Origin of the sequence: Vibrio sp. CUB2 (genome assembly GCF_001557945.1) — a bacterium.
Lineage (GTDB): Bacteria > Pseudomonadota > Gammaproteobacteria > Enterobacterales > Vibrionaceae > Vibrio > Vibrio owensii.
This window is the reverse complement of the sequence record NZ_LNRB01000005.1, coordinates 297,130-309,657: the sequence shown is the minus strand read 5'-3', so window position 1 is coordinate 309,657 and position 12,528 is coordinate 297,130. Positions and strand designations below refer to the sequence as shown.

At 43.9% G+C, this 12,528-nt stretch carries 12 protein-coding genes; 2 read left to right on the top strand and 10 right to left on the bottom strand.

Features of this window, described 5'->3' with window-relative positions; all coding sequences use genetic code 11:
• Nucleotides 1–34: 34 nt before the first annotated feature.
• The 3 genes from ATB78_RS10405 to matP form a co-directional block, all read right to left on the bottom strand.
• Complete coding sequence (locus ATB78_RS10405) at nucleotides 35–358, bottom strand: hypothetical protein (RefSeq protein ID WP_061008620.1); 324 nt, start codon at nucleotides 356–358, stop codon at nucleotides 35–37.
• Between the two features lie 115 nt (nucleotides 359–473).
• A complete protein-coding gene (locus ATB78_RS10400) occupies nucleotides 474–785 on the bottom strand; it encodes a DUF3634 family protein (RefSeq protein ID WP_033006144.1) in 312 nt (103 codons plus the stop codon).
• 10 nt (nucleotides 786–795) lie between these two features.
• Nucleotides 796–1,245, bottom strand: coding sequence for a macrodomain Ter protein MatP (gene matP, locus ATB78_RS10395; protein WP_061008619.1), 450 nt, complete (start codon nucleotides 1,243–1,245; stop codon nucleotides 796–798).
• Between the two features lie 211 nt (nucleotides 1,246–1,456).
• Here matP and ATB78_RS10390 point away from each other — a divergent pair, with 211 nt between their 5' ends.
• On the top strand, nucleotides 1,457–3,097 hold the full coding sequence (locus tag ATB78_RS10390; RefSeq protein WP_061008618.1) for a Lon protease family protein: 1,641 nt from the start codon (nucleotides 1,457–1,459) through the stop codon (nucleotides 3,095–3,097).
• Nucleotides 3,098–3,167: 70 nt separating this feature from the next.
• Nucleotides 3,168–3,683 (top strand): bifunctional 3-hydroxydecanoyl-ACP dehydratase/trans-2-decenoyl-ACP isomerase, encoded by a 516-nt coding sequence (gene fabA, locus ATB78_RS10385; protein ID WP_005440057.1) that lies wholly within the window; start codon nucleotides 3,168–3,170, stop codon nucleotides 3,681–3,683.
• A 138-nt stretch (nucleotides 3,684–3,821) separates the two neighbouring features.
• Here fabA and rmf read toward each other — a convergent pair whose 3' ends face one another.
• The 7 genes from rmf to pyrD all read right to left on the bottom strand — a co-directional run bounded on the left by rmf (nucleotide 3,822) and on the right by pyrD (nucleotide 12,427).
• Nucleotides 3,822–3,995, bottom strand: coding sequence for a ribosome modulation factor (gene rmf, locus ATB78_RS10380; RefSeq protein WP_005532367.1), 174 nt, complete (start codon nucleotides 3,993–3,995; stop codon nucleotides 3,822–3,824).
• A 171-nt stretch (nucleotides 3,996–4,166) separates the two neighbouring features.
• The gene (locus tag ATB78_RS10375; protein ID WP_061008617.1) at nucleotides 4,167–5,900 is read right to left on the bottom strand and encodes a DUF3466 family protein; all 1,734 of its coding nucleotides are present in this window, start codon (nucleotides 5,898–5,900) and stop codon (nucleotides 4,167–4,169) included.
• 7 nt (nucleotides 5,901–5,907) lie between these two features.
• Nucleotides 5,908–7,827: an ABC transporter ATP-binding protein gene (locus tag ATB78_RS10370; protein ID WP_061008616.1), complete on the bottom strand. Its 1,920-nt coding sequence runs from the start codon at nucleotides 7,825–7,827 to the stop codon at nucleotides 5,908–5,910.
• Nucleotides 7,805–8,056 carry a glutaredoxin family protein gene (locus tag ATB78_RS10365; RefSeq protein WP_061008615.1) on the bottom strand — a complete coding sequence of 84 codons (252 nt, stop codon included), beginning with the start codon at nucleotides 8,054–8,056 and terminating at the stop codon, nucleotides 7,805–7,807. The genes ATB78_RS10370 and ATB78_RS10365 overlap by 23 nt, the downstream gene beginning before the upstream one ends.
• An 18-nt stretch (nucleotides 8,057–8,074) precedes the next feature.
• Nucleotides 8,075–10,198, bottom strand: a complete 2,124-nt coding sequence (gene rlmKL / locus ATB78_RS10360; protein ID WP_061008614.1) for a bifunctional 23S rRNA (guanine(2069)-N(7))-methyltransferase RlmK/23S rRNA (guanine(2445)-N(2))-methyltransferase RlmL — start codon at nucleotides 10,196–10,198, stop codon at nucleotides 8,075–8,077.
• 511 nt (nucleotides 10,199–10,709) lie between these two features.
• Complete coding sequence (locus ATB78_RS10355; protein WP_005426674.1) at nucleotides 10,710–11,252, bottom strand: cell division protein ZapC; 543 nt, start codon at nucleotides 11,250–11,252, stop codon at nucleotides 10,710–10,712.
• A 164-nt stretch (nucleotides 11,253–11,416) separates the two neighbouring features.
• Complete coding sequence (gene pyrD, locus ATB78_RS10350; protein WP_005440069.1) at nucleotides 11,417–12,427, bottom strand: quinone-dependent dihydroorotate dehydrogenase; 1,011 nt, start codon at nucleotides 12,425–12,427, stop codon at nucleotides 11,417–11,419.
• Between the last annotated feature and the right edge of the window lie 101 nt (nucleotides 12,428–12,528).

Sequence of the window (12,528 nt, the reverse complement as noted above, 5' to 3'; positions counted from 1 at the left end):
TAATTCGAACTTATCGAAATGTAATTAGCAAACACTAATCCCCTGTTGTTATGTGTAATCGTATGTACTTTTCAGAGAATTTATAGCGATAACGTTTTCCAATTTTCACATTTGACTTAGCGAACTGGCAGACGCGTTTATCGCCACTTCCGTTCACTTTTTTGATCTTGGCGCTCTTGCCTTTGTGCTCCATTTCAATCATCAAGTCACAATAACCGTAGTAACCATCAAACTTTCTGTTGGTTTTCTTTTGAAGTTCTACTTTGATTTTGTTCGCTACGGGATTGGTCTGTGAGTCGTCAGCTTTAGCAACAGAGTTACTAAATAACACAAGCAAAAACGTGACAGTGTATCGCATAGAGTTACCTTTTAGTTAGTCAAAGCTAAAACTCTAACTCACTGACTTAGTTAATATAAAAACGGGGCGCAATTAATGCGCCCCGTTTAACATGAACAAGTAACTGATAGTATGCTTAAGCTCGTTTTTTGCCTTTAGTCGACTTAAAACCTTGGTGAGGGAATACGTTTCTAATACGCTGTTGGACTTTCTTAGGGACCTCTTTAGAGAAAGTTAAACGCATACCAGTACGTTGATTGTAGACTTTCATCTCACCATCAAAGGGGTCATGCTCAGCGATGTCTTGCAGGTTGTGTTTAAAAGAAGGTGGAATATGACCTTTCACGTTAGATATGTGCCCTTCCTCGAATTTAACCTTTAAGACGGGTCTATCTACAGCGATAAGCCAAAAAATGACAACAGCAGCAATCAATATTACATAAAGCATTTGATACTCCTTAGCTGGACAACAATTTACTCAAATCTTCTTTCAAAGATGATACCTTCATACTTGCTTTCTCACTTCGTGAAGCTTCTGATAAAAGGTATTCGATGGCGTCTGATAATGTACACCCTAACTCATTGGCTCGGTTTGAGAGCTTTTCCCACACTCGGTAATCAAGATCAATTGATTTCTTTTTCGTGTGTACTTGCTCAGCATTAAAGTGACGTTTACGCTTTGCACGAATGGCCTGTTTGAGCTTATTATCAAGCTCTTCTGACATGTGATTTTCTATCCAAGTTAGCACTTGTGTTGGCTCATGCTCTAATGTTCGTAGTTCGGCAATAGCAGCATCAGCTTCACTCGTATCAATGTATCGAGTGATGGCTTCACCATCTTTCCATTTTTTGATGAGATACTTCCATTTCCAACCACATTCTAAATTCTCAAGCTGCTGATATTTCATCCTTCCGACCCTTAATGCGCATATGGTGACAGCGTAACCCAGATGCACAGATTCAGCAATTAAAACTCATAAAAGTATCGATGTTGATCACTCATTTGTCGAAGGTTTAATCAACTGAATTTGCAGAATTTTTGGATAGGTCAAATTGTTACTAGGGAGTTGATCATCGTTTCGCTATAATGCGCACAAGACTAAATTACGATGAATTTGAATGAACCAAGTTAACTGGCAAGATGTCACCCCTTCTTTTGAGCAGTACGAAGAAATTCTGACCAACGCTCCTTCACTCCCGCTAAAGTCCTTTATTGATTTACAACCAAGACTGGAAGCTACCATCCGTCGATTCGTCAATGTGAGAGGCTTAACTCGCATACTGCTAGTTAACTGCACGGATAACTCAGTTTATCGCGGATTTATCTGTGATGCTTTGCAAGTGACAGCAGATGCTCCTGTCGTTGTTACAGAATCGTTGGACGCAATAGAGCTGTTCGATCGTTATAGCGTCAATCTCGATGGGCAAACAACCTTTGAATCAGGTTTAATCGCCAAAGCACATGGTGGTTACCTTATTGTTCCAGCAAACTTAGTTTTGGCGAATGCTGCTCGATGGCCAAGTATTAAAGCAGCCATTCAAGGTGGAAGCTTTGCACCTGCCAATTTGACACCTAATCGTATCGCGTCTTCTCCGCTTGGCAGCCAAGAGTACGATGTAAAGCTTGTTATAACGGGGGATCGCAATCAGTTAGCGGAAATTGAGTTCATTGACGAAGACTTCTCGGCTGGTATTACCATGTATACCGAGGTTGAAGAAGATATCCATCTTTCCGAACAAAGCCTGCGTAGTTACATCGGTCTAGTGAATTGGGTATGTCAACGCTATCAATACCCAGCGTTGAGCTCTCAAGCGTTTAGAAGGCTTATTCTCGCTGGTATGCGTTACACCGAAGATCAACACTATTTACCACTCGGAGTCATGTGGCACAGCCAATTGCTGGCTCTTGCTAGTCAGTATTCAAATGCTTCTGTGATCGAATTCGATGATATTGATAAGGCAATAGATGACAAATATTATCGTGAATCGTACCTACCACAACGCGCTGTAGACGATATCCTTGATGGACAAGTGATCATTGAAACAACTGGCGAGCAAGTCGGTCAAATTAATGGCCTCACTGTCATTGATATGGCTGGACACCCTGTCTCTTATGGTGAGCCTGCACGTATTTCCTGTGTTATTCACTTCGGTGATGGTGATATCTCAGATGTTGAACGTAAAGCAGAGCTTGGTGGCAACCTGCATGCTAAAGGCATGATGATTATGCAAGCGTTTGTAAGTTCTGCTCTGAACCTAGATGAGCCTCTACCTTACTCAGCATCGATCGTATTCGAACAATCATACAGTGAAGTCGACGGAGACAGCGCCTCGTTAGCAGAGCTTTGTTGTTTGGTGAGTGCCCTATCTGAGTCTCCGGTCAACCAGCAGATCGCTGTTACTGGCGCGGTCGACCAATTTGGTCGTGTACAGGCTGTTGGCGGTTTGAACGAGAAGATTGAAGGCTTTTACCAAGTATGTAAACACCAGGGCTTTACGGGTGAGCAAGGCGTAATCATGCCTAAATCCAACCTAAAACATCTCGCTCTACATAAAGATGTCATAAAAAGCATTAAGAATGGTGAGTTCCATATTTGGTCAGTTTCTACTGTTGATGAGGCGATTCCTATTCTGATGTCTAAACCGTTCCGTGGTGAAGACGATAGCATCATCGGTAAAATTGCTGAACGTATCGAAAACTTTGAAAGACATGAGCATCCAGTCGGAATTGTGGAGCGCATCAAAAACTGGTTTGTCTAGTACTGATCGGAGTTGTTTAGCGTACACGTGTTCACTAAGATGCAGCTATCAAAAATTGGAGTAATTGATAATGCAAAACAAACGTGATTCTTACAACCGCGACGATCTTCTAGCTTCTAGCCAAGGTGAACTTTGGCCACAAGGTCCTCAGCTACCAGCACCAAACATGTTGATGATGGACCGCATCACAAAAATGTCTGAGACTGAAGGTGATTTCGGTAAAGGTTTGATCCTAGCAGAGTTGGACATTACTCCAGACCTTTGGTTCTTCGATTGTCACTTCCCTGGTGACCCAGTAATGCCTGGTTGTCTTGGCCTTGATGCAATGTGGCAGCTTGTTGGTTTCTTCCTAGGCTGGGTTGGCGGTAAAGGCAAAGGCCGTGCTCTTGGGGTTGGCGAAGTGAAATTTACTGGTCAGATCCTACCAACAGCGAAAAAAGTGACATATGAGATCCACATGAAGCGTGTTGTTAACCGTAAATTAGTAATGGGTCTAGCTGATGGTCGTGTCTGTGTAGATGGCAAAGAAATCTACGTAGCAAAAGATCTGAAAGTAGGCTTGTTCCAAGACACTTCAAGCTTCTAGTCTTCTACTCTGAATTATTTAAGAAGGCTCCTTTAAGGAGCCTTTTCTTTTTATCTAGATAACTATACTCCTAGCTATCAAACGCAGAAAAGGCTCTTAGCGAGCCCTTTCAAATCCTTCTGTTTGTATGTGGAGAGTTTATTTGTAGAGACCAGATTGTTTTTCATCTCTGGCATCACGCCAACCACCTAACCAATACGACCGAGCGTCAATTTGTTGATATGGGCAAGCCTCTTGAGACCTTCCATTCAACCCAGCTTTATAGCCTTGAGATTGAGCTCGTTCTAGGCGATCACGCTTTTGTCTCTTCATAGTTAATTCCTCATACAGGTCCATTTACAAACGTACTACTGTTACTGTGAAACTTTGATGGAGTTTTTATGACTCCACTTATAAGAATCGATCAAATTGCGCGTTTTCTCAAGGCATAAAAAAAGCAGAGGTTCATTTCTGTGAGCCTCTGCTTGATTTAAAAATTACTGACTATTTTCTACGGAACCCGAACAAGCCAAGCATGGTCAAAGCCAACCAACCAAGGCCAGCACCTTCGCGCTCAGAAGCCTCGTCCTCGATACTTCTCTGTTGGATATCTGCCGAAGTAGCACCGGCAATAGGCATCAACTTAACAGCAACGATCTTTTCAGTACCATCACAAGACGCGTTATGGTCGGTACTCTTATATCCGCCTTCACACTTCATTGCAGTTGCTGAAATAACGCCAGCGTCGTTAATGTCTGTCGCATTAATGATGCGGAACGCGTTGTTGTCTGCAGAGAAATCTCCACCGTTCGTTAGATTATCCAAGAACCAAGGTTTACCTTCGAACAAATCAGATGCACGAGCGCTAACAGGGTCACCTGATTTCGTGTATGGGTAAATAAATCCACGTTTACGACGAGGTTTACCTTCATCTTCTCGAGTTGTTTCTGCGTCTAGCTGACCAACAATCTCATTATATGAGTTGATAGCGCCCATATGGCCACCTGCACCACTGAAAAAGATATCAGTAGTTGGGTAGAACGCACTTACTGACTCTGCTGTCACATCGTCAACAACAAACAGACGATTTGGAGCTGCGCCCGTTGGCATCAAATAAGCACCTGAACGTTTAGCTTCACCAATAGCGACAAAGTTAGAGTTAACATCTGTCAAACGTGAATTTGAATGCACTGTATCGCCATCAATACGCTGTTGAGCACCGCTAACGAGTTTGTTGGTCCATTCGACGCCAGTTATTTCACCAGGCGTTGTCAACTGTCCAACAAAGACTGTTGCGTTCATGTAGTTGTCATCAGAGTAAGTGTTGTAACCGACACCGTATACAGTAATTCCATCCTCAACAACACCACGCATGCTGCCTTGCGCTAAACGCTCGCCGTCTTTTGAAGTGTTGCTAGGCCAATCAACCTGACTTACCGTTCCTGTTGAGTCCCAAATTGCCGCTTTAGATGTATGGTGTGTACCATTATCGTTCGTTGCTTGTTCTGAGATGCTACCCACTGTAAATGTGCCATCGGTGCGCCATGCTCGGCTCGCAACAACGACAGCCTCATCACTACTTGGTACGATAGTTGGAGGCACTGGAGCTACTACCGTGTTTCTTGTTTCCAGTTCAGAAGAGTCAGCATCGCTTACTACACTCTGGTTACCAACTGGTTCACCTTCAGCAGTAAGGCTGTTGATAACGTTGTTGTACTTGTTATCGTAAGCATTTGAGTCACCTTCAACAAACGCTAGTGCATTTGTCGTGAAATCTTTACCTAGTTCTTTACTCCAAGGTTGCCAATGAACAGAAGCCCAAGATTCACACGTTGAGTAACGGCGCTCATTGTAGCAGTAGCGCTCAAAATCATCGTATTCTTGTACGTAGTAAAAACCTGAGTCCATTGCAAAAGGAACTTCTTCGCGATAACTAACACCGTCTACCGCCTCACCTGCAGAGATTGGTGTTGTACGGGTTTCCATCGCCAATTTAAACTGTTCCGGCGTACAGCCTGCTGCAGAATCAAAACAACCATGGACAAATGGTGCTCCAGTTCCAACATCCTGAACATCACCTTTCTGGATCGCAACACCATAAGCGGTTTCGTAATTAACGACGTCACCGTTTGATTCCGGTTCTACTTCAAGCACTTGATACAATGCTGCATTAGCATTCATTGCTGTACCAACCATCATCGCGACGGCGGTTAATTTGAATTTGTTACTACAATTCATTGAATTCTTAACTGTCCTGTTGCATTGCTTCGAGTTCTTCCCATCTCTCGAATGCGATTTCCAACTCCTGCTCTACTGCAGCGAGTTGTTCCAATACCGGTTGAGTCTGTTCCACAGATTTAGTGAAGAACTCTGGGTCATTCACTTGTTCTTGTAGCGTCTCAATATCCGACTCTAATTGTTCTAGTTTAGCTGGAAGAGCCTCTAATTCTCTTTGCAGCTTATACGATAACTTCTTCGAATTGTTCTTAGGTTGCGTAGTTTTGGGAGTTTCCTCAACCACTTTCTCTTTCTTCGTTGCTTTTTCAACCTGACTGCGTGAAGCAAGAACTTGATCACGCTGCTGTTTAGCATCGTGATAACCACCAACGAACTCTTCGATTACGCCGTTACCTTCAAAAATCCAGCTGGTTGTTACTGTATTGTCTACGAACTCACGGTCGTGACTCACTAACAGTAACGTACCCTGATAATTGGCAAGCATTTCTTCTAAAAGTTCCAACGTTTCGATGTCCAAATCGTTGGTTGGTTCGTCAAGAATAAGCAAGTTGTTAGGTTTCAATAAGATACGCGCTAGCAACAGACGGTTTTTTTCACCACCTGATAACGCTTTTACTGGCGTACGGGCACGTTTTGGGGCGAACAAGAAATCTTGTAGGTAGCTCAATGCATGACGTTGACGGCCGCCTACCATCACTTCCTGTTTACCATCCGCTAGGTTATCGATAACCGTCTTTTCAGGATCGAGGATTTCACGATACTGGTCGAAGTAAGCAACTTCTAGCTTTGTGCCGCAATGTAGACGGCCACCTTGTGTCTCTAACTGGCCTAGTAGCAACTTCAGAACCGTACTTTTACCACAGCCATTAGGGCCAATCAGGGCGATTCGGTCACCACGCATGATGTTGAAGCTGAAGTTGTCGACGATCTTTTTGCCTTCGAATGCAAAAGAGACGTTCTCTGCTTCAAAGACGATCTTGCCTGAGCGTGAAGCATCATCGATATTAAGGTTAACTTTACCTTGCACTTCACGACGGTCGCGACGTTCTTCACGAAGCTTTTTAAGGGCGCGAACACGACCTTCGTTGCGTGTACGACGCGCTTTAATCCCCTGACGAATCCACACTTCTTCTTGAGCTAACTTTTTGTCGAACTCCGCATTTTGCATTTCTTCAACACGAAGCATCTCTTCTTTGTCATTCAGGTACTGATCATAATTACCAGGGAAAGACGCCAATTGACCACGATCTAAGTCAACGATGCGTGTGGCCATCGATTTGATGAACGTACGGTCGTGAGAAATAAAGATGATCGAGCCTTTGAAGTCTCTTAAGAAGTTCTCTAACCATTCGATGGTTGTTACATCAAGATGGTTAGTAGGCTCATCAAGAAGCAATACATCAGGGTCACAAACAAGAGCACGAGCCAGAGCCGCTTTGCGTTGCCAACCACCAGATAAGTCCGTCAGTTTGGTTTCCGGGCTTAGCTTTAAAGCGCCCAGAACGTTCTTTACACGGTCATCAAAGCGCCAAGCATTTAGATGATCCAACTGCTCTTGAATCTTAGCAAGACGATTAATGTTCTTTTCACTTGGGTCCTGAGCCACAAGATCGAGAAGATCATGGTAGATTTTCAGCTGTTCGCCGATTTCAGCTAAACCACCAGATACGTATTCGTAAACCGTACCCTCTTGATTGCGTGGTGGATCTTGTTCAAGTCGAGAAACAACTACGTCTTGAGTGATTTGAATCTTGCCATCGTCCAACAAAATGTCGCCGGCAAGCACTTTCATTAACGTAGACTTACCTGCACCGTTACGACCAACTAAACAAACGCGTTCGTTTTCTTGAAGAGCGAACTCCGCTTTATCTAGCAATGGATGGTCACCAAATGCAAGTTGCGCGTTATGAATGGTAAGTAATGCCATTATTATCCAACCAATGTGTGAGTTGTTCTAAGTCAAACGGCCAGTTCAACTCAGAATCTTGATATTTTAATACGGGAATCGTGACGCCGTAACGAGAAAAGAGAGCATCGTCGAACGCAATGTCGACGATGTGAGTTTGTTCGGCGAGGCCAATCTGACCAACGAGGTCAAACGCCATCTCACAGAGATGGCATCCTTCAGTGCTGTAAAGTGTTAGCACGTTCAACATCCTTTTACTGTTCCGTCCCTATTCTGCGTGCGTAACCAGCCAGCAGTTGTGAATCTGTTTGTTACGAGAGAAATCCAATGGCAGAGTTTGAGAAGAAATGTTCTGCGCTTTTAAGCCCAGTTCTGCGAGCCCTGCTTCGTCCATCTTGAAGTGACGTTTGTTGTTCGAGAACACAATCGTACCGCCAGCACGCAATAGGCGCTTAAGGTTTGTCATTAGCTTAATGTGGTCGCGTTGCACATCGAACGACGTTTCCATACGTTTAGAGTTAGAGAACGTTGGTGGATCAATAAAGATAAGATCGTATTCACCTTTCGCGTTCTCAAGCCACTGGAGACAGTCTGCTTGCTCAAAACGATGCTGGCGACCAACACAGCCATTTAGCTGCATGTTGTCTTTCGCCCAGTTCAGGTACGTGTTAGACATGTCTACCGTAGTTGTAGAACGAGCACCACCAACGGCTGCGTGTACTGTCGCACTACCAGTGTAAGCAAACAAGTTAAGGAAATCTTTACCTTGTGCCATTTCGCCAAGGCGACGACGAGTGATCTTATGATCCAAGAACAAGCCAGTGTCTAGGTAATCGTGAAGGTTTACGATTAGCTTCACACCGTACTCGTTCACTTCAAGTGTCTCTGAAACTTGCCCCAGTTTTTGGTACTGACTACGGCCTTTTTGCTTCTCACGAACTTTCAGTACAACTTTGTTCGCTTCTACCCCGGTTACCTGAATCGTTGCACGGATAATGTCCGTTAGACGGCGTTTGGCTTTTTCTTCAGGGATATTCTTAGGCGCCGCGTATTCTTGAATAACGATTTGATCGCCGTACACGTCGATCGCTACGTTGTATTCTGGAAGGTCCGCATCGTAGATACGGTAACAATCTAGTTTCTCTTTACGAGCCCATTTACCGATCTTACCAATGTTTTTCTTCAAACGGTTTGAGAAATCAGGTGCGATTTGAACGCTAGTATCCGCGCCTTTTAACTCTTCAGCGCTGCGCTCTGCAATGCTGTAGTTCTTTTGGTGACACGGTAACGCACCATTGTTCAATTTAAACTGTTTGTCCGCACGCATACGAAGACAGCTTAGTAGCTCGTCTGAACTAGAGAAGATAGACGCTTTACAACCGCCAAACTCTGCTTTTAGCTGGCCACCAAATGCTGTGTATAGGGCAATCAGACCAGGCTCAGTACCAAGACGCTCACCATAAGGCGGGTTAGAAACGATAACGCCGGCTTCGAAACCAGCTGGACGAGTAATAGTTGCTGCATCACCTTGTGCAAATGTAATCAGTTCTTCAACGCCAGCTCTACGAGCGTTGTCTTGTGCAACTTTCAGTACTTTCGGGTCGTTATCGAAGCCGAAAAACTTAGCGTCAACTTTTTTGACACCACGTCGAGCCTGTACATTTGCCTCTGATTTAATCTCTGTCCAAAGCTCTGGTTCAAAGTCTTCTAGTGCTTCAAAGCCCCACTGTTTGCGTTTAACGCCAGGTGCCATGTTTGCTGCCATCATTGCCGCTTCAATCAGCAACGTACCAGAACCACACATCGGGTCTAAAAGTGGTAGAGAACCATCCCAGCCACAACGCATTACGATAGCTGCTGCTAGTGTTTCACGCAGCGGAGCTCGACCAGATTCTGGACGGTAGCCACGTTGATGAAGACCACTACCCACCATGTCCACACCAAGAATTGCCTTATCTTTGTGTAGACGGACGTGAACACGGATATCGGGACGCTCTTTGCTGATATTTGGACGAGGAAGCCCTTTCTTCTCAAAGCAGTCGACGATGCCATCTTTTACTTTCATTGCACCATATTGGCTGTTGCGGATTTCGCGGTTAGTACCGTTGAAGTCAACCACAAAGCGCTTTGAGCTATGGAATTGGTTTACCCAGTTGATTGCAGACGTTGACAGGTAAAGGTCCATGTCGTCGTTACAGGTAAACTCCGATAAAACACGTACAAATCGAGACGCCAAGCGGCTCCACAAACAGCAACGGTAAATCTGTTCATTCGTTGCTTTAAATTTTACGCCTGCCTGTACTGGTTTGGCGTTTTCAATGCCTAGTTTAGTCAGTTCTTCAACAAGCAAGTTTTCCATGCCATTTGAAGTTACCGCGAGATATTGATTCATAGTGTTCTTTCGTCGATAAAAAATGGCTTTGATTATACCTGACTTTACGATCAATGCCTCGTTTTTAAAGGCTTTTTCGATTTGTTAGCGCAATCCATCACCAACCCTTCCTGCTGAAAGTCAAAACACAACACCTGTCATCAAGAAATAAGTCTCTTTTACATTACCTAATAAAAACAAGCCCTATAGAAGAAGTGAATACTTATTTACTGTAAATTTGGTCTATACCAAGCCAGCTCTGTACATGTAATTTACTTACAAAATGAATGTATAGAGGAATAAAAGGTGAAATATTAGGCGCCAAGTTGCCTAATTTAAGGAAACGCTAAAATGAAAAAAGTGAAATAAAAGTGAGCTGCTTCATATATGAGATACGAAATCCCCTCATCTAAGGGTGAGTTTGGAGCGTGTATTAGGAGAGATTTGGAAAATTCTAGGCAAAAAAAATCGACCTAGTACGGTCGATTAATGCAAACAAAGGAACGAAATTAAAGAAAAAATCAAAAGGAAACTAACCCACCATCGCCATCGGTGCCATCATGAATAAGTGATTAGCACAGACCATGCGATCATGCATTACTTTAATCGGTTGACCAAACTGGAGCGTTTTGTTGCCGTCTAGCAGGAACTCTTCCTGTCCAACATAAGCACACAGGCTTGATGTTTCACCTGGCTCTAGGACGACGAACACACCTTCTGAATATCGGTTTGTTAGGAAAACCATGTCCCCTTCTTCTGGCTCGTGCCCATCGCATTGGGCATCGAAGAACCAGCTCTTAGGCTGGACTGGCTTATGAAAGCGTTTCGCGGCTACGCAATAAAGCGTAAGCTCGGCTTGACGGTATTCGTTGATGTCGAGACAGCGGATTCGTTCGTTGTACGTTTGGAACGCGCTTGCGTCATCAACGGTGAATTCATTGTCTGAGAAGGCACAATTGACCAACAGCTTTCGGCATAGATTGGTTTGGAAAATCATTTCCTCCCCTAAATCCAGCATTAGGCAAGCTTTCTGCTCGTCAAAATACCAATTCCATTTGTCGCTGGGTTTAAGCATTATTCCGTTCTCTTGTGACTAGTTAAACAGTAATAAGAGGTAAGACGCTTAATTACCTACTCATGATTTTTAAATTTTACAAACGAACGGACAAAAAAAAAGAGGAAACGTATTCCTCTTTTTTAGTAACAAGCGTCGATTTCTCAACGATTTAGCGATTGATCTTATAGATTTTTAACAATATCGCGTACGAGACCAGGTCCGTGGTAGATAAAACCAGTGTAAACCTGAACAAGTTGCGCGCCTGCCATCATTTTCTCTTTTGCAGCAACGTAAGAGTCAACACCACCGACACCAATGATCGGAAGTTTGTCGCCGAGTTCTTCGTGAAGTTTGCGAACAACCTCTGTTGAACGAGATTGAACCGGACGTCCACTTAAACCACCCGCTTCGTTTGCATGCTTCATACCTTCAACGACTGTGCGATCCAGTGTTGTATTGGTTGCAATAACGCCATCGATATTGTTCTTAATTAGAGACTCACAGATCTGGCTGATTTCATCATCGCTCAAATCCGGTGCAATTTTTAGCGCAAGTGGTACGTACTTACCGTGTTTTTCAGCAAGTTCGGCTTGTTTCGCTTTGAGTTCAGCTAGCAATTCGTCTAGAGCTTCACCGTACTGAAGCGAACGAAGTCCTGGTGTATTTGGTGACGAGATGTTCACGGCGATGTAACCGGCGTACTCGTACACTTTTTCCATACAAATCAGGTAGTCCTCTGCCCCGTTCTCAATTGGTGTGTCTTTATTCTTACCAATATTGATACCAAGAACGCAGTTGTATTTTGCCTTTTTCACATTCTCAACCAGATGATCCACACCTAGGTTGTTAAAGCCCATACGGTTGATGATACCTTCCGCTTCAACTAGGCGGAACAAGCGTGGCTTGTCATTCCCTGGTTGAGGGCGAGGCGTAACAGTACCAACTTCGACAAAACCAAAGCCCATAGCGTCAAACGCTTCGATGCATTCGCCGTTTTTGTCCAAACCAGCAGCAAGACCCACTGGGTTACGGAATGTAAGCCCCATGCATTCTACTGGACGATTTGGTAATTGTTGACGATAGAAAAGATCGAGAGGAGTGCCGTTAAAGCGTTGGAAGTTTTTGATTGCAAGATCATGTGCCTTTTCGGCATCAAGTTGGAAAAAGCCAGTTCTGGCTAGACGGTAAAGCATTGTGCCTCCGAAAGAAAAAAGCCCCGTGTAAACGGGTCAATATTATTTACTGTTTTCCAATGCAATTCAATGAAAATGAATGAATTCAGCAAAATTGAGCC